At 70.1% G+C, this 16499-nt stretch carries 13 protein-coding genes and 2 tRNA genes; 11 read left to right on the top strand and 4 right to left on the bottom strand.

Annotated elements, in window-relative coordinates; translation table 11 throughout:
* Positions 1–11 precede the first annotated feature (11 nt).
* Entirely contained in the window at positions 12–497 is a 486-nt protein-coding gene (locus ACGH7X_RS13465; RefSeq protein ID WP_399885009.1) for a ribose-5-phosphate isomerase, read from the top strand.
* 754 nt (positions 498–1251) lie between these two features.
* Positions 1252–2070 carry an Fpg/Nei family DNA glycosylase gene (locus tag ACGH7X_RS13460; RefSeq protein WP_399885007.1) on the top strand — a complete coding sequence of 273 codons (819 nt, stop codon included), beginning with the start codon at positions 1252–1254 and terminating at the stop codon, positions 2068–2070.
* Between the two features lie 24 nt (positions 2071–2094).
* Here ACGH7X_RS13460 and ACGH7X_RS13455 read toward each other — a convergent pair whose 3' ends face one another.
* Complete coding sequence (locus ACGH7X_RS13455; protein WP_399885005.1) at positions 2095–3357, bottom strand: GNAT family N-acetyltransferase; 1263 nt, start codon at positions 3355–3357, stop codon at positions 2095–2097.
* Between the two features lie 162 nt (positions 3358–3519).
* Here ACGH7X_RS13455 and ACGH7X_RS13450 point away from each other — a divergent pair, with 162 nt between their 5' ends.
* Together ACGH7X_RS13450 and ACGH7X_RS13445 are read left to right on the top strand one after the other, a co-directional pair.
* On the top strand, positions 3520–4743 hold the full coding sequence (locus ACGH7X_RS13450; RefSeq protein WP_399885003.1) for a PP2C family protein-serine/threonine phosphatase: 1224 nt from the start codon (positions 3520–3522) through the stop codon (positions 4741–4743).
* 12 nt (positions 4744–4755) lie between these two features.
* Positions 4756–5238, top strand: a complete 483-nt coding sequence (locus ACGH7X_RS13445; protein WP_399885001.1) for an HD domain-containing protein — start codon at positions 4756–4758, stop codon at positions 5236–5238.
* 15 nt (positions 5239–5253) lie between these two features.
* On the opposite strand, the gene ACGH7X_RS13440 is transcribed toward ACGH7X_RS13445, so the two are convergent.
* Positions 5254–6459, bottom strand: coding sequence for an acyltransferase family protein (locus ACGH7X_RS13440; RefSeq protein ID WP_399884999.1), 1206 nt, complete (start codon positions 6457–6459; stop codon positions 5254–5256).
* Positions 6460–7138: 679 nt separating this feature from the next.
* Between ACGH7X_RS13440 and ACGH7X_RS13435 the strand changes: the two genes are divergently transcribed.
* Positions 7139–7333 carry a hypothetical protein gene (locus tag ACGH7X_RS13435; RefSeq protein ID WP_217169938.1) on the top strand — a complete coding sequence of 65 codons (195 nt, stop codon included), beginning with the start codon at positions 7139–7141 and terminating at the stop codon, positions 7331–7333.
* Positions 7334–7425: 92 nt separating this feature from the next.
* Here the strand turns inward: ACGH7X_RS13435 and ACGH7X_RS13430 are convergent.
* Positions 7426–7496: transfer RNA gene (locus tag ACGH7X_RS13430), tRNA-Gly, on the bottom strand.
* A gap of 163 nt (positions 7497–7659) precedes the next feature.
* Between ACGH7X_RS13430 and ACGH7X_RS13425 the strand changes: the two genes are divergently transcribed.
* From ACGH7X_RS13425 to clpX, 5 genes are all read left to right on the top strand, one after another.
* Positions 7660–7736, top strand: a tRNA-Pro gene (locus ACGH7X_RS13425).
* 252 nt (positions 7737–7988) lie between these two features.
* Complete coding sequence (gene tig, locus ACGH7X_RS13420; protein WP_399884997.1) at positions 7989–9410, top strand: trigger factor; 1422 nt, start codon at positions 7989–7991, stop codon at positions 9408–9410.
* Between the two features lie 296 nt (positions 9411–9706).
* Entirely contained in the window at positions 9707–10312 is a 606-nt protein-coding gene (locus ACGH7X_RS13415) for an ATP-dependent Clp protease proteolytic subunit (protein WP_393801497.1), read from the top strand.
* Between the two features lie 80 nt (positions 10313–10392).
* Entirely contained in the window at positions 10393–11106 is a 714-nt protein-coding gene (locus tag ACGH7X_RS13410) for an ATP-dependent Clp protease proteolytic subunit (RefSeq protein WP_399884995.1), read from the top strand.
* Positions 11107–11297: 191 nt separating this feature from the next.
* On the top strand, positions 11298–12584 hold the full coding sequence (clpX, locus tag ACGH7X_RS13405) for an ATP-dependent Clp protease ATP-binding subunit ClpX (RefSeq protein ID WP_217169954.1): 1287 nt from the start codon (positions 11298–11300) through the stop codon (positions 12582–12584).
* Positions 12585–12653: 69 nt separating this feature from the next.
* Here clpX and ACGH7X_RS13400 read toward each other — a convergent pair whose 3' ends face one another.
* Positions 12654–13661 carry a hypothetical protein gene (locus tag ACGH7X_RS13400; RefSeq protein WP_399884993.1) on the bottom strand — a complete coding sequence of 336 codons (1008 nt, stop codon included), beginning with the start codon at positions 13659–13661 and terminating at the stop codon, positions 12654–12656.
* Between the two features lie 136 nt (positions 13662–13797).
* Between ACGH7X_RS13400 and ACGH7X_RS13395 the strand changes: the two genes are divergently transcribed.
* The gene (locus ACGH7X_RS13395; protein ID WP_399884991.1) at positions 13798–16449 is read left to right on the top strand and encodes a valine--tRNA ligase; all 2652 of its coding nucleotides are present in this window, start codon (positions 13798–13800) and stop codon (positions 16447–16449) included.
* Positions 16450–16499 lie beyond the last annotated feature (50 nt).

Here is a 16499-nt window from a genome sequence, read left to right as displayed (position 1 = left end):
ACACTCGACCCATGCGCGTGTATCTCGGCTCCGACCATGCGGGCTACGAACTCAAGAACCACCTCGTCGAGTGGCTCGAGGCGGCGGGCCACGAGCCCGTCGACTGCGGCCCGCACATCTACGACGCCCAGGACGACTACCCGCCCTTCTGCCTCCGCGCCGCCGAGCGCACGGCCGCGGACCCGGGCGCCCTCGGCATCGTGATCGGCGGCTCCGGCAACGGCGAGCAGATCGCGGCGAACAAGGTGAAGGGCGTGCGCGCGGCGCTGGCCTGGAGCGAGGAGACCGCGTCGCTCGGCCGCCAGCACAACGACGCCAACGTCGTCGCGGTCGGCGCCCGCATGCACACGCGGGAGGAGGCGACGAAGTTCGTCGAGACCTTCCTCGCCACCCCGTTCTCCGGCGACGAACGCCACATCCGCCGCATCGACATGCTCACGTCCTACGAAACCACCGGCGACCTCCCTCCCGTCCCGCCCCACCACCCCCAGCAGTAGCTCCCTGCCGGCAAGCACCACCACCCTCCGTCCCGCTCACGTGACCACCGCGGACGCCGCACCCCCACAAAACACCGAAGCAACCTCCACCGAACGGCGAACCCGCCCCACGCCACAGAACCCAACCCACACCAACGTCGACGCAAGCCCCGCCGGGCAGGGGGGAAGGCCGGTGGGGCGGGGAAGCAGAAGCAGACCCGCCGGGCGCGGGGAGGCAGGTCCGCGGGACCGGAAAGCAGACCCACAGGGTGGGCACACAAGTTCCGCCAGGTGGGGAGCGGGGCGGGGGAGCGGGGCTCGCGGGGCAGCGAGGCCGGCCCACAGGGTGGGGATGCCAGCCCGCTGGCCGGGGAGGCAGACTCGCAGGGTGGGGAAGCAGGGCGCGCGGGCAGCGAGGCTGACCTGCTGGGCGGGGACGCAAGCTCGGCTGGGCGGGGAGGCAGACCCGCGGGACCGGGAAGCAGACCCGCGGGGCGGGGACGTGAGCTCCGTCGGGCAGAGAGGCAGACGCGCTGGGCGGGGAAGTAAGCTCCGCCGGGCGGGGAGGCAGACCCGCTGGGCGGGGACGTGAGCGCCGTCGGGCGGGGGAGTAGACCCGTAGGGGTGCAGGGGACGGAGTCCCCGCCGGGGGACGGGGCGGAGCCCCGGGACGGGTTGAGCCTGTCGACCGACCGAGTCGGGTGGGTGGGTGGGCAAAGGCAAGGACACGCCTCCCGCGGAGCCCCGCGGACAGGCGCGAGGAAAGGACACCTCCGTGCCAGAGGGGCACACGATCCACCGGCTGGCCCAGGACTACACCGCCGCCTTCGCCCGGACGGCAGTCCACGTCACCAGCCCCCAGGGCAAGTTCGCCGACTCCGCGGCCCTCCTCGACAACACCGTCCTGGACACCGCCGACGCCCACGGCAAACACCTCTTCCTCGGCTTCGGCGCAGCCGAGAACCCCGGCTGGGTCCACATCCACCTCGGCCTCTTCGGCAAGGTCACCTTCGGCCCCACCCCCGCACCCCCGCCCACGGACACCGTCCGCCTCCGCCTCGCGAACGACACCACCTACGTCGACCTCCGCGGCCCCACCACCTGCGCCCTGATCACGGACCCGGAGAAGCAGGCGATACACGACCGCCTCGGCCCCGACCCCCTGCGCCCGGACGCCGACCCCGATGCCGCCCACCGCCGGATCTCCCGCAGCCGCACCACCATCGCCGCGCTGCTCATGGACCAGAAGGTCATCGCCGGCGTCGGCAACGTCTACCGCGCCGAGGTCCTCTTCCGCCACGGCATCGACCCGTACCGCCCCGGCAAGGACATCACCCCCGCCGAGTGGGACGCGATCTGGCACGACCTCGTCGCCCTCATGCGCGAGGGCGTGCGGAACAACCGCATCGACACCGTCCGCCCGGAACACACCCCCGAGGCCATGGCCCGCCCACCCCGCGTCGACGACCACGGCGGCGAGGTCTACGTCTACCGCCGGGCCAACCAGTCCTGCCACCTGTGCGGCGACCCGATCCGCACCGCTGACCTCGCCGCCCGCAACCTCTTCTGGTGCCCCACCTGCCAACAGCGGTAAGGAGCACCCGAAAACACCAGCCCCTCAGAACCCGTGCGGCAGCCACGGCGCGACGACCGACCCGAACCCCACCGACGCCTCCGCCAGCGCCCCCGGCCGCACCTGACGCACCCGCCCGGCCGCACCGAGCGAGGCCAGGCTCACGCCGCCGAGATACGCCGCCCCCAACTCCCGTACGGACAACGCGAGCTCCGCCGCGTCGGACGTACGCTCGCAGGACGCCCCCTTCGCGTCGCCGCTCAGCCGCCAACGCCCCGCGTTCCAGGGGCAGAAGGCGTCCTCCACCTCGAACACCACGTCCACCGGCGCCTGGTACGTGCGCGCCGCGAGCGCCGCCCCCACGTCCACCAGCCGTACGTACAACGCGTCCCGCAGCGTCGGCCGGCACCGTCGGATGTCCGACACCTGGTACCGCCACGCCTCGTCGACCGGCCGCCCCCGCACCGCCAGCGTGGAGGTCAGGTCGACGCCGAACAGGAAGCGCCACAGCGCCGCGTCCGTCGCCGGGTCGAGCCCCGCCAGGTCGTCGAGCACCACCGTGCCCCGGGGCCCCGCGTCACCCCAGGTGGGCCGCACCCGGAACCGTGCGTACCCGGTGACCTCACCGTCCCGCCGGGCGAGGACACACCGCAGGGGCGAGGCACCGTCCCGTCCGCTCTCCGGGTCGAGCAGCGCCACCCGCTCCCAGCCCGGCCGCCGGGCCAGCATCCCGGGCCGTCCGGGCACCAGCCGCGCGTACACCGCCTCGCACACGTCGAGCACGTCGGAGGGCGCCGCGTACCGCAGCCGTACGTCGTCCGTGCCCTCCGGCACCGACAGCCGGACCCGGTCCGTGTCGATCTCCGCGTTGACCTGGAAGGTCGCGGCGCCGTACCCGAACCGGCCGTAGATCGCCGGCTCGGAGGCGGTCAGTACGGCCAGCGGCTCGCCCCAGGACCGTACGTCGTCCAATTGCCGCCGCATCATCGACGTGAGTACACCCCGGCGCCGGTGCGTGGCGGCGACGCTCACCATCGTCACGCCCGCCGCGGGCACCGCCGTACCGCCCGGCACGGTCATCTCGAAACCGAACGCACCCGCCGTCCCGACGCATTCGTCGCCGTCCCAGACACCCAGGGACCGGTCGACCTGCGTCAGCTCCCTGTACAGCTCCAGCGTTTCGGCCGGCTCCGGAATGCCGCCGAAGGCACCGAGCAGCGTCCCGTACCAGGTCTCCCACTCGTCCCGCCGCAGCACCCGCGGTTCCATCGTCCTCGCGCCGCCGTCATCGCTCGTAGACCGTCCCATGAACCATGCGTACCAGGACCGCCCGAGATGGACGAGAGAATTTCCGCAGGGTTGCGGCGCGAAGGCCGTTCGTGAAGTTGACTGTGAAGTCGGGCCTCGGACGGGGGACAAGTGGGACCTCCCGTGCCAAGCGGCCGGTCCGATGGATAGGGTCCCGAACTAATGGCAGCAGGACGACAGCGGCGCGCGGAAGCCGACACGTTCACGGCCCGGTGGAAGAAGCAGTGGCACCGGGCCCGCGTCGGCGTGCGCCGATCCGCCGTCGACTACTTCCGCGGCGACGGCTCGGACTGGATCGCGCTCGCCGGACTCCTGCTGACGATCCCCGTCATCGCGGCCACCACGATGGCGAACTCCGTGTGGTGCTCACCCTCCGCTCTGGTCATCCCCATCGTCGCGGGCGGCCTGCTGCTGCGCCCGGCGAGCCTGCTCGGCCTGTACGCGGCGGCGGCCACCGCGCTGATCGTGGAGTCCGTGCAACTGGGCCCGTACACCGAGGGCCCCTCCAGGGTCACCCCCGGCGTGGTCCTGGTCGTCGCGGCCTGCGGATTCTTCGGCCTCCTGGTCGCCCAGTTCCGCAGCCGGGTCGGCGTGCCCTGGCGGCGCGGCGGCACCATGCTCTTCGACCTGCGCGAACGCATCCGCGTGCAGAGCAAGCTCCCCCAGCTGCCGCGCGGCTGGCACCGGGAGATGGCGCTGCGCCCGGCCGGCGGCCAGTCCTTCTCCGGCGACTTCGTCGTCGCGGCCCGTACGAACGGCGGCCGGACGCTGGAGGTGGTCCTCACCGACGTCTCCGGCAAGGGCATGGACGCGGCCTCGCGCGCGCTGCTGCTGTCGGGCGCCTTCGGCGGACTGCTGGGCAGCCTGCCCCCGCACTCCTTCCTGCCGGCCGCCAACGGCTATCTGCTCCGCCAGGACTGGGACGAGGGCTTCGCCACCTCCATCCACCTCGTCCTGGACCTCGACTCCGGCGACTACGAGCTGTACTCCGCCGGACACCCGCCCGGCCTCCAGCTCAGCGCGGGCACCGGCCGCTGGGAGGAGAAGTCGGCCGAGGGACCGCTCCTCGGCGTGTACGACGGTGCGCAGTTCGACCCGGTGAAGGGCTCACTGCGTCCCGGGGACGTGCTGATGGTGTTCACGGACGGACTGGTGGAGACCTCCGAGCGGGACATCGCCGAGGGCATCGACCGCCTCACCGGCGAGGCCGACCGCTACGTCGCCGGCGGTTTCCACGGCGCCGCCTGGCATCTGATCGAGGCGGTGGCCAAGGACGTCAACGACGACCGGGCGCTGCTGCTGATCTGCCGGGAGGGCCCGACGGCCCACTCCGCGTCGACCGCCCACCCCGAGTCGACGACCGACTCCGCCTCGGCGGCGCACTGACACACTGGGTGCATGTCCCAGGACTCCTCCGCGTCCCGCCTCCCGTCACCGACCCCGCCGCTCTCCCTCGCCGAGGTCGAGGCCACCGCCCGCGCCGCCCACGCCGGACAGACCGACAAGGCGGGCCGGCCGTACGCCGAGCACCTGAGGGCCGTCGCCGAGGGCGTGCGGCGGCGCGGCGGGGACGACGAGCAGATCGCGGCGGCCTGGCTGCACGACGCCGTCGAGGACGACGCGCTGTCCGAACGGTGGCTGTACGAGGCCGCGCTGAGCCGCCGTACCAAGGACATCGTCCTCGCCCTCACCAAGCGCGCGGGGGAGCCGCCCGAGACGTACGCCGCGCGGATCCTCGCCACCCCCGGTGCGGTGCTGGTCAAGGAGGCGGACCTGGCGCACAACGCCGACCCCGCGCGGCTCGCCGTCCTCGACGGGGCCACCCGCACACGACTGACCGAGAAGTACACGCGGATGCGCGCACTTCTCGGTCTGGGGTGATCGCCGGCCGGAGACCTAGACGGAGGCCTTCTCGCCGCTGCCGTTCGGCGCGGCGGGCGCGGTGGACGCAGCGGCCGCGGCGGGTGCGGTGGACGTCTCGCGCGCCTGCGTCCCCTCCCGCTTCTCGCGGCCCCGGGCGGCCTCGCCGGGATCGCGGGTGAAGGCCCACTCCATCCTCGGTTCCACGACGCAGCGCAGGACCCGCTGGACGGGCTTGGTGCACAGCAGGGTGATGACGGTGGCACCGAGGACGGTGAGTCCGATCTCGCCGAGCGGCCGGTCCAGCGCGGGGTGCTGGAACCAGCCGGTGAAGGTGCCCTCCTTCACCAGGAAGCCGTGCAGCAGGTAGCCGTAGATCGTGCCGGCGCCCAGCGCCGTGAACCACATGCGCCGGCCGGGCACCCAGGCGAAGAAGCACGCCGACAGCACCACCGAGCAGCCGAAGAGCGCGAGCGTCACCACCGGCCCGGACCACCACGGGGCGCCCGTACCCTGCACGGCGGCGTTGCGGTAGAACCAGCCGGTCTCCATGCGCGGCACCGACCACCAGGCGATCACCAGCGCCGCCGCGACCACCGGCACGGACAGGATCCGCACCGAGCGGCGCCGCACCAGCTGGAAGTGCTCGGGGCGCAGCACCAGGCCCAGCACGAAGCACGGCAGGAACTGCAGCACCCGCTGCATGTTCAGGTCGTTGCCGACGCTGGGCGTCACGGAGGCCAGCGCGGCGATGCCCAGGGCGATCGGGAGCGGCCAACGGACCGTCTGCCAGATGGGGGTGGTCAGCCGCCAGACGAACAGCGCGCACAGGAACCACAGAAGATAGGTGGGGTCCAGCAGGCTGAAGTCGCTCTGCGGGTCCTCGCTGGCGCGGCGGTGCAGCGTGTAGGCGACCTCGAAGACGAGGTAGGGGACGGCGACGCCGGTGATCAGCCGTTTGACGCGCTTGGGGCTCAGATCGAAACTGCGCGAGAAGTAGCCGGAGACGATGATGAACGCCGGCATGTGGAACGTGTACAGGACCCGGTAGAGGGTCTCCACGGTCCGGTTCCCGTCCAGGATCTGTCCCCAGGCGTGACCGACACCGACCAGCACGATCGCCAGGTACTTGGCGTTGTCGAAGAACGCGTCGCGCTGCCGACTCGGCTGGGTCCGCTGTGTCTGCTGGTCCGGCGGGGACGGCGATTTCCGGTCGCCGTGCGGTCGCAGCGAGCTAGTCATGCAACCCCCCGCCGAAAACTCGGCGAGTGGTCACAGGACCTCGCTGCTCTGGTGGGGGACGAGGCAGCGTAGAACATCTGAGGCACCATAGCGTTCCCCGCGCGATTCCGTAAAACCCTCGACGTCATTCCTGTATTCGCCCCCTGAGTGCGTTGCGAGTACCCCCGTGCATTTCGGGTACGTGCCTCTGCGGGCGAGTGGCGCCCCCCACACATCCCGGGGGCCCTCACACGCCGAAGGGCCGTCTAGAGCACCCCACTTGTCCTGACTCGTCCTGACTAAACGGCGCATAAGACCGGCGGGCGACTCCACTGGAATGTCCGCTTCGATGCGCTTGCGGGGGTGCGGGGTGATCCTGTGATCTCCCTGTGATGGGCCTGCCGGGGTATCCGTGGATGTGGCCGCCGCGACAATTCGAAATAGCTGCGAACGCGTTGTGTGGGCATGGAAACGAAGTGGCCGGAATTCCCCGCACGGGTGACCTTTCGAATTTCTGTACGGGATGCGATGGTGGGGTACGCCCGCGTGCGTGGGGGAGCGTGACGTCCGGGGATCCAGCCGGACGATGTGTCACCCGCCGCATAGCGGGGCCCGGTTGGTGGCACGATGGTTCTGGCGGGGGTGCGCGGCGTCGCACCTCCGGGCCGGGAGAGCGGACCGACCGAGGGTGTGATCAGTTGTGGCCATTTCACTGTCAGTGGTGCTGCTGTTGGCAATCATCCTGGTGGTGCTGCTGCGGGGAGGCTCCATCAAGGCGGGGCCGGCGGTCGTCGCGGTCCTCTTCGGCTTCTTCCTGGCCTCGACCGGCATGGCCGACGACATCCAGCGGTTCCTGGACTCGATAGCGGAGACGCTCAACTCCATCCAGTTCTAGCGCTGCCGGGCGGGCCCCCTCGGGAGGCCTGCCCGGACCGCACAAAGGCCTCCGGCCCGATCCCCTGGGGGACCGGGCCGGAGGCCTCTCGGAGCGGGCGACGGGAATCGAACCCGCGTAGCCAGTTTGGAAGACTGGGGCTCTACCATTGAGCTACGCCCGCACAGCGCGCGCCGCGAGGTCGGTGACCGCGGCACTGGAGCATCGTAGCGGGTCGTCACCCCTCACCGCACACCCCTTCCGGTCCGCGCCGGACCTTCACCGACGCTCGGGAAACCCTGAGGTCCCCGGTGCCTGGCGGCATGTACCCTACGTGTCGCACCAGACGGGGTGTGGCGCAGCTTGGTAGCGCGTCCGCTTTGGGAGCGGAAGGCCGTGGGTTCAAATCCCGCCACCCCGACCACCACCGACCACCGCCGATCATCACCGCGGCCATCGCCGCGGCCTTCAGCGCGACCGTCGTCGGCCGCCGTCGGCCGATCTCCTCGGACGGGCACGAGTGATCGCCTTTTGGGCCGTGTAGTCGCTGCCGTTACTATGCAAGCTGCACGCCCGTGTGTCTCAGCGTATGAAGTCTCCGGGCGGCGAAATCCGCCGGACATCCGCTCTGGATCCGGCGGAACCCAAAGAAGTCAGCCACCAAGGAGACCGAACCGTGAAGAGCGCCGTGGAGACCCTGAACCCGACCCGGGTTCGGCTCACTGTCGAGGTGCCCTTCGAGGAGCTCAAGGACAGCCTCGACGCGGCGTACAAGAAGATCAACCAGCAGGTCACGGTGAAGGGCTTCCGCAAGGGCAAGATCCCGGCCCGGGTCATCGACCAGCGGTTCGGCCGCGGTGCGGTTCTGGAGGAGGCGGTCAACGACGCGCTTCCCAAGTTCTACACCGACGCGGTCAACGAGGCCGAGCTGAACCCGCTCGGCCAGCCCGAGGTCGACATCACGGAGCTGAAGGACGGCGAGACGCTGAACTTCACCGCCGAGGTCGACATCCGCCCGACCATCGAGATCCCGGACTACTCCGGCATCGAGGTCGAGGTCGACGCCGTCGAGATCAGCGACGAGGACGTCGAGAAGTCGGTGGAGCAGCTGCGTGAGCGCTTCGCCTCGACCTCCCCGGTCGAGCGCGCCGCCGAGGACGGCGACGTCCTCACCCTCGACCTGGAGGCCAAGGTCGACGGCGAGGTCCTCGAGGACGGCGTCGCCGACGGCGTGTCCTACACCGTCGGCTCCGGCGAGCTGCTGGACGGCATCGACGAGGCCGTCAAGGGCCTGGCGGCCGGTGGCGAGGCCACCTTCGCCTCCGAGCTCAAGGGCGGCTCGGCGGCCGGCAAGGAGGCCGAGGTGACCGTCAAGGTCAGCCAGGTCGCCGCGCGCGAGCTGCCCGAGCTGGACGACGACTTCGCGCAGCTCGCGTCGGAGTTCGACACCCTGGAGGAGCTGCAGGCCGACAGCCGCAAGCGCCTCGCCAACATGAAGCAGTACGACCAGGCCACGCAGGCCCAGGAGCGCGTCCTGGACAAGCTGCTCGAGCTGGTCGAGGTCCCGGTCCCCGAGAAGCTCCTCGAGGACGAGATCAACACCCGTAAGCACAACCTCGAGCACCACCAGCTCGGCCAGATGGGTCTCGACCTCGAGAAGTACCTCGAGCTCCAGGGCAAGACCGCCGAGGAGTTCGAGACCGAGACCCGCGAGGCCGCGGTCAAGGGCATCAAGACCCAGTTCGTCCTCGACGAGCTGGTCAAGCAGGAGAAGCACAACGTCAGCCAGGAAGAGCTGACCGAGCACCTCATGCGCCGCGCCGCCTCCTCCGGCATGTCCCCCGACCAGTTCGCCCAGGCCGTCGTCGAGCAGGGCCAGGTCCCGCTCCTCGTCGGCGAGGTCGCCCGCGGCAAGGCCCTGGCCTCCGTGGTCGAGAAGGCCACGGTCAAGGACACCAACGGCGAGGTCGTCGACCTCGACGACGAGGAGGACGAGGAGACGGAGGCCGCCGAGGCCGCCGCCGAGTCCACCGAGTCCGGTGACGACAAGGCCGAGGACAAGACCGAGGACGAGGCAGAGGAGAAGACCGAGGGCTGACCCTCGCGTCACCTCTGATCTGACGGACGTACGACGGGCCCCGGAATCAACACCGGGGCCCGTTCGTCGTACGGCGGGACGCCGCCCCCGGGCGCGCCGCCCCCGTGCTCACCCTGCGCAGCGACATGCGCTCACAGCGAACACCCGCAGAACCGGGATGGCACCGCAGGGTCACCGCGTTAGGGTCCATGAATACGAGGGCAGGGGAGTCCCCGAAAGCGGCTCCAGCCCCGCAGGGAAACGTGAGACGGCCCGGCGCCGTCGTAAGACGAGCAGGTGGATACGTGACGAATCTGATGCCCTCAGCCGCCGGCGAGCCCTCCATCGGTGGTGGCCTCGGCGACCAGGTCTACAACCGGCTGCTCGGCGAGCGGATCATCTTCCTCGGCCAGCCGGTCGACGACGACATCGCCAACAAGATCACCGCACAGCTGCTGCTCCTTGCCTCCGATCCGGAGAAGGACATCTACCTGTACATCAACAGCCCCGGCGGCTCGATCACGGCCGGCATGGCGATCTACGACACCATGCAGTACATCAAGAACGACGTGGTGACCATCGCCATGGGCCTGGCGGCCTCCATGGGCCAGTTCCTGCTCAGCGCGGGCACCCCCGGCAAGCGCTTCGCGCTGCCGAACGCCGAGATCCTGATCCACCAGCCCTCGGCCGGCCTGGCCGGCTCCGCGTCGGACATCAAGATCCACGCCGAGCGGCTGCTGCACACCAAGAAGCGCATGGCCGAGCTGACCTCCCAGCACACCGGCCAGACGATCGAGCAGATCACCCGCGACTCGGACCGCGACCGCTGGTTCGACGCCTTCGAGGCCAAGGAGTACGGCCTCATCGACGACGTGATGACGACGGCCGCCGGCATGCCGGGCGGCGGCGGCACCGGGGCCTGAGCCCTCCGCGGGCCCCAGCGGGGTCCCAGCGGCACCCCAGCCAGCCCCGAGACCGCCTCAGCCCCTTTCCAGGAGACACTGTGAACGACTTCCCCGGCAGCGGCCTGTACGACCGCGCGAACGCCACACAGGACATGCGCGCCGCCGCCTCCCAGGGCCGCTACACCGGCCCCTCCGCCGAGTCCCGCTACGTGATCCCGCGCTTCGTCGAGCGCACCTCGCAGGGCGTGCGCGAGTACGACCCGTACGCGAAGCTCTTCGAGGAGCGCGTGATCTTCCTGGGCGTCCAGATCGACGACGCCTCCGCCAACGACGTCATGGCGCAGCTGCTGTGCCTGGAGTCGATGGACCCCGACCGGGACATCTCGGTCTACATCAACAGCCCCGGCGGCTCCTTCACGGCGCTCACGGCCATCTACGACACGATGCAGTACGTGAAGCCCGACATCCAGACGGTCTGCATGGGCCAGGCCGCCTCCGCCGCGGCCGTCCTGCTGGCCGCCGGTACGCCCGGCAAGCGCATGGCGCTGCCGAACGCCCGCGTGCTGATCCACCAGCCGTACAGCGAGACCGGCCGTGGACAGGTCTCCGACCTGGAGATCGCCGCCAACGAGATCCTCCGGATGCGCTCGCAGCTGGAGGAGATGCTGGCCAAGCACTCCACCACGCCGGTCGAGAAGATCCGCGAGGACATCGAGCGCGACAAGATCCTCACGGCCGAGGACGCGCTGAGCTACGGCCTCATCGACCAGATCATCACCACCCGGAAGATGGACAACTCCTCTCTCCGCTAGGCGGGAGGCTGTATCGTCTGCCGCTCCTTGGCACGGTTTGACGCGGTTCACGTCAAAGCGAACCGTGCCAAGGGGGGCCCGGACGAGGGGCCCGGCAAGGTACCGTCGGACATAAGGCAGCACCAGGAGTCCGCCGGCCGTTGACGTGACGTCGACGGCTGGGCGTCTCCCAGGCGAAGGGGAAGCACACCGTGGCACGCATCGGTGACGGCGGCGATCTGCTCAAGTGCTCGTTCTGCGGAAAGAGCCAGAAGCAGGTCAAGAAGCTCATCGCAGGGCCCGGTGTGTACATCTGCGACGAGTGCATCGACCTCTGCAACGAGATCATCGAGGAAGAGCTGGCCGAGACCAGCGAGGTGCGCTGGGAGGAACTCCCCAAGCCCCGCGAGATCTACGAGTTCCTCGAGGGCTACGTGGTCGGCCAGGAGTCGGCCAAGAAGGCCCTCTCCGTCGCGGTCTACAACCACTACAAGCGGGTCCAGGCGGGCGAGAACGGCGGCGCCCAAGGCCGCGAGGACGCCATCGAGTTGGCGAAGTCCAACATCCTCCTGCTGGGCCCCACGGGCTCCGGCAAGACCCTCCTCGCCCAGACCCTGGCCCGCATGCTGAACGTCCCCTTCGCCATCGCCGACGCCACCGCGCTCACCGAGGCGGGGTACGTCGGCGAGGACGTCGAGAACATCCTGCTCAAGCTGATCCAGGCGGCGGACTACGACGTCAAGAAGGCCGAGACCGGGATCATCTACATCGACGAGATCGACAAGGTCGCGAGGAAGAGCGAGAACCCCTCCATCACCCGCGACGTGTCGGGCGAGGGCGTCCAGCAGGCCCTGCTGAAGATCCTCGAGGGCACCACCGCCTCCGTCCCGCCGCAGGGCGGACGCAAGCACCCGCACCAGGAGTTCATCCAGATCGACACGACGAACGTCCTGTTCATCGTGGGCGGTGCCTTCTCGGGCCTGGAGAAGATCATCGAGGGCCGGGCCGGCGCCAAGGGCATCGGCTTCGGCGCGACGATCCGCTCCAAGCGGGAGATCGAGTCCAAGGACCAGTTCGAGCAGGTCATGCCCGAGGACCTGGTCAAGTTCGGCATGATCCCCGAGTTCATCGGCCGGCTGCCCGTCATCACCTCGGTGCACAACCTCGACCGCGAGGCGCTCCTCCAGATCCTGGTCGAGCCGCGCAACGCCCTCGTCAAGCAGTACGAGCGCCTCTTCGAACTCGACGGCGTCGAGCTGGACTTCGAGCGCGAGGCCCTGGAGGCCATCGCCGACCAGGCCATCCTCCGCCAGACCGGCGCCCGCGGCCTGCGCGCCATCATGGAGGAAGTCCTCCAGGGCGTCATGTACGAGGTCCCCTCCCGCAAGGACGTCGCCCGCGTCGTCATCACCGCCGACGTGGTCCTCTCCAACGTCAACCCGACGCTGATCCCCAGGGATTCGCGGGGCCGCGGCCCGGGCGAGCAGAAGACGGCGTAACCGCGTTACGGACATGTGAAGGGGCCCCGGTCGACTCCCGACCGGGGCCCCTTCACATGTCCGCCCGGCTCAGGCCTTGACGCGGATCTCCTTGCGGAGCTTGGTCGTCACGTCGACGGCGACGTCCTTCGTCACACCCTTGGTGGCGTCACCGGGGGAGACCAGGGCGATCGTGCTGTTGTCGGCCCAGGCGCAGATCCAGTCGGTCTTGTCCTTCTTGGTGACCGGGTTCTTGCCCTCGACGCCCTGGCACTTCATGACCGCGCCGTCGATGTCGACCGACTCGGGCTCGCCCACGACCTTGCCGCCACCGCCGGACTCGGACGACGAGGACGCGTTCTTCTCGGACTCCTTCTTGAACTCGGCGAAGAACTTGTCGAGCACGACCTCCGGTTCGGAGATCTTCCCGTAGGCACCGATGTAGGTGATGCCCTTGGCCGTCGCCATCTCGCTCGGGTCGGGAGCGGTGCTCGGGTCGGAGGGGTCGTAACCGGTCAGGTCGGCGGTGGTGTAGAAGCCGGTCACGCTCGTGCCGTCCTCGACCCCGCTCTTCTTCAGGTCCTCGACCGTGTCCTTGTCGGTCTCGGCGCCCTCTTCGCTGGCGCGCTTGTAGTCGGTGAGGACCGTCGCCGGCGTCGTCAGCTTGTGCGGACCGTCGTCCTCCACCCCGCCGGCGCTGTCACTGCCGCTGCCGCCCAGCACGAAGTACGCGCCCACACCGATCGCCGCCACGACCGCCACCGCGCCGATGATCAGCCCGGTCTTCTTCTTGCCGCCGCCCGGCGCAGGAGGCTGCGGCATGCCGTAGGGCGGCTGACCGGGAGGCTGCTGACCGTACGGGGGCTGCTGGCCGTAGGGAGGCTGCTGGCCGTACGGGGGAGTCTGCGGCGGGACGCCGCCCTGCTGGGGCTGCTGCGGGTAGCCGTAGCCCGGCTGCTGCGGGGGAGGCGTCTGCTGGGGGTAGCCGTAGCCGGGCTGGGGGGCCTGCGGCGGCTGCTGGCCGTACGGTCCCGGCTGGCCGTACGGTCCGGGCTGCTGGGGCTGCCCGCCGTACGGGCCCGGCTGGTTGTGACTCATTACTGGGTTCCCCTCCAGATGCTTACGTGGTTCTGACATCCTGACTCAGACCTGGCGTGCGCAGGTCACCGGGGGCCGCACCGTTACAAACGAAACGGGTTTCGGGACAGGGCCGTGACGCCCGTAAACTGCCCCCGTGACCGAGAACTCTCAGCAGCCGCAGCCAGCGCCCACCACCGATCTGCCGACCCAGTACACGCCGGCCGATGTAGAGGGGCAGCTGTACGAGCGCTGGGTAGAACGGGGTTACTTCGAGGCGGACGCGAAGAGCGAGAAGCCGCCGTACACCGTCGTCATCCCGCCGCCGAACGTCACGGGCAGCCTGCACCTCGGGCACGCCTTCGAGCACACGCTCATCGACGCCCTGACCCGCCGCAAGCGCATGCAGGGCTTCGAGACGCTGTGGCAGCCCGGCATGGACCACGCCGGCATCGCCACGCAGAACGTCGTCGAGCGGGAGCTGGGCAAGGAGGGCAAGTCCCGGCACGACCTCGGCCGCGAGGCCTTCGTCGAGCGCGTCTGGCAGTGGAAGAGCGAGTCCGGCGGGCAGATCAGCGGGCAGATGCGCCGCCTCGGCGACGCCGTCGCCTGGTCGCGTGAGCGCTTCACCATGGACGAGGGCCTGTCCCAGGCCGTCCAGACCATCTTCAAGAAGCTCTACGACGACGAGCTGATCTACCGCGCCGAGCGCATCATCAACTGGTGCCCGCGCTGCCTGACCGCGATCTCCGACATCGAGGTCGAGTACCAGGACGACGACGGCGAGCTGGTCTCCATGAAGTACGGAGACGGGGACGAGACGATCGTCGTCGCCACCACCCGCGCGGAGACGATGCTCGGCGACACGGCCGTCGCCGTCCACCCCGAGGACGAGCGCTACAAGCACCTGGTCGGCAAGCTCATCAAGCTGCCGCTGACCGAGCGTTCCATCCCGGTCGTCGCCGACGAGCACGTCGACCCCGAGTTCGGCACCGGCGCCGTCAAGGTGACGCCCGCCCACGACCCGAACGACTTCGAGATCGGCCGGCGCCACGACCTGCCCGCCGTCGCGGTCATGGACGAGCACGCCGTCATCACCGCCCACGGCCCCTTCCAGGGCCTGGACCGGCTGGAGGCCCGTTCCGCCATCGTCGCCGCGCTGCGTGCCGAGGGCCGGATCGTCGCCGAGAAGCGGCCCTACGTCCACAGCGTCGGCCACTGCTCGCGCTGCAAGACCACCGTCGAGCCGCGCCTGTCCATGCAGTGGTGGGTCAAGGTCGGCCCGCTGGCCAAGGCCGCCGGTGACGCGGTCCGCGACGGCAAGGTCAAGATCCACCCGCAGGAGATGGAGAAGCGGTACTTCGACTGGGTCGACAACCTCCACGACTGGTGCATCTCGCGCCAGCTGTGGTGGGGCCACCGCATCCCGGTCTGGTACGGCCCCGAGGGCGAGGTCGTCTGCGTCGGCCCCGACGAGGAGCCGCCGAGCGGCGAGGGCTGGCACCAGGACTCCGACGTCCTGGACACCTGGTTCTCCTCCGGCCTGTGGCCGTTCTCCACGCTCGGCTGGCCCGAGCAGACCGAGTCGCTCGCGAAGTTCTACCCGAACTCCGTCCTGGTCACCGGCTACGACATCCTCTTCTTCTGGGTCGCCCGGATGATGATGTTCGGCCTCTACGCGATGGACGGCACCCCGCCGTTCCACACCATCGCCCTGCACGGCATGGTCCGTGACCAGAACGGCAAGAAGATGTCCAAGTCCTTCGGGAACGTCGTGAACCCGCTGGACTGGATGGACAAGTACGGCTCGGACGCCCTGCGCTTCACCCTCGCGCGCGGCGCCAACCCGGGCGTCGACGTCCCGATCGGCGAGGACTGGGTCCAGGGCTCGCGGAACTTCGCCAACAAGATCTGGAACGCCACCCGCTTCGCGCTGATGAACGGCGCGACGGTGGAGGGCCCGCTGCCGGACGCGTCGAGGATGTCCTCGACCGACCGCTGGATCCTCTCCAGGCTCAACTCGGTCGTCGCCGAGGTCGACGCGTACTACGAGGACTACCAGTTCGCGAAGCTGTCCGACGCCCTGTTCCACTTCGCGTGGGACGAGGTCTTCGACTGGTACGTCGAGCTGTCCAAGACCACCTTCCAGGCGGGCGGCGAGGCGGCCGAGGTCTCCAAGCGCGTCCTCGGTGAGGTCCTCGACGTCACGCTGCGGCTGCTGCACCCGGTCGTTCCCTTCGTCACGGAGACCCTGTGGACCACCCTCACCGGTGGTGAGTCGGTCGTCATCGCCTCCTGGCCGTCCGCTGTGTCTGTTCCCGGGGCTGACGCCCCGGGGGGCTTCCGGGACGCGGACGCGGAGCGGGAGATCGGGACCGTCCAGTCGGTGATCACCGAGGTCCGCCGCTTCCGCGCCGACCAGGGTCTCCAGCCCGGCCAGCGGGTCCCGGCCCGGCTGACCCTGGAGGGCACGGCGCTGGCCGCGCACGAGGCGGCGGTCCGCCAGTTGCTCCGCCTCCAGCCGGAGGGCGACGCCTTCACCGCGACGGCGACGCTGCCGGTCGCGGGCGTCGAGGTGGCCCTCGACCTCTCCGGGGTCATCGACTTCGCGGCGGAGCGCAAGCGGCTGGCGAAGGACCTCGCGGCGGCCGAGAAGGAGAAGGCCCAGGCCAACGCCAAGCTCGGCAACGAGGCGTTCCTCGCGAAGGCGCCGGACCACGTCGTGGACAAGATCCGGGGTCGGCTGGCCAAGGCGGACGAGGACATCGCCCGCATTACCGCCCAGCTGGAGAAGCTGCCGGAGGCGTAGACGCCGTTACGTCAAGACGGCCCCCGGTACCGCGCTGGCGCCGGGGGCCG

Origin of the sequence: Streptomyces sp. BBFR51 (assembly GCF_044591655.1) — a bacterium.
GTDB lineage: Bacteria > Actinomycetota > Actinomycetes > Streptomycetales > Streptomycetaceae > Streptomyces.
The sequence above is the reverse complement of the archived record's forward strand: the minus strand, read 5'-3'. Positions and strand labels throughout refer to the sequence as shown.

Bases quoted from the DNA above. Each gene is read 5' to 3' on its own strand.
- ACGH7X_RS13465 (WP_399885009.1), top strand. From the start codon at position 12: ATGCGCGTGTATCTCGGCTCCGACCATGCGGGCTACGAACTCAAGAAC.
- ACGH7X_RS13455 (WP_399885005.1), bottom strand. From the start codon at position 3,357: ATGGGACGGTCTACGAGCGATGACGGCGGCGCGAGGACGATGGAACCG.
- ACGH7X_RS13450 (WP_399885003.1), top strand. From the start codon at position 3,520: ATGGCAGCAGGACGACAGCGGCGCGCGGAAGCCGACACGTTCACGGCC.
- ACGH7X_RS13445 (WP_399885001.1), top strand. From the start codon at position 4,756: ATGTCCCAGGACTCCTCCGCGTCCCGCCTCCCGTCACCGACCCCGCCG.
- ACGH7X_RS13440 (WP_399884999.1), bottom strand. From the start codon at position 6,459: ATGACTAGCTCGCTGCGACCGCACGGCGACCGGAAATCGCCGTCCCCG.
- ACGH7X_RS13415 (WP_393801497.1), top strand. From the start codon at position 9,707: ATGCCCTCAGCCGCCGGCGAGCCCTCCATCGGTGGTGGCCTCGGCGAC.
- ACGH7X_RS13400 (WP_399884993.1), bottom strand. From the start codon at position 13,661: ATGAGTCACAACCAGCCGGGCCCGTACGGCGGGCAGCCCCAGCAGCCC.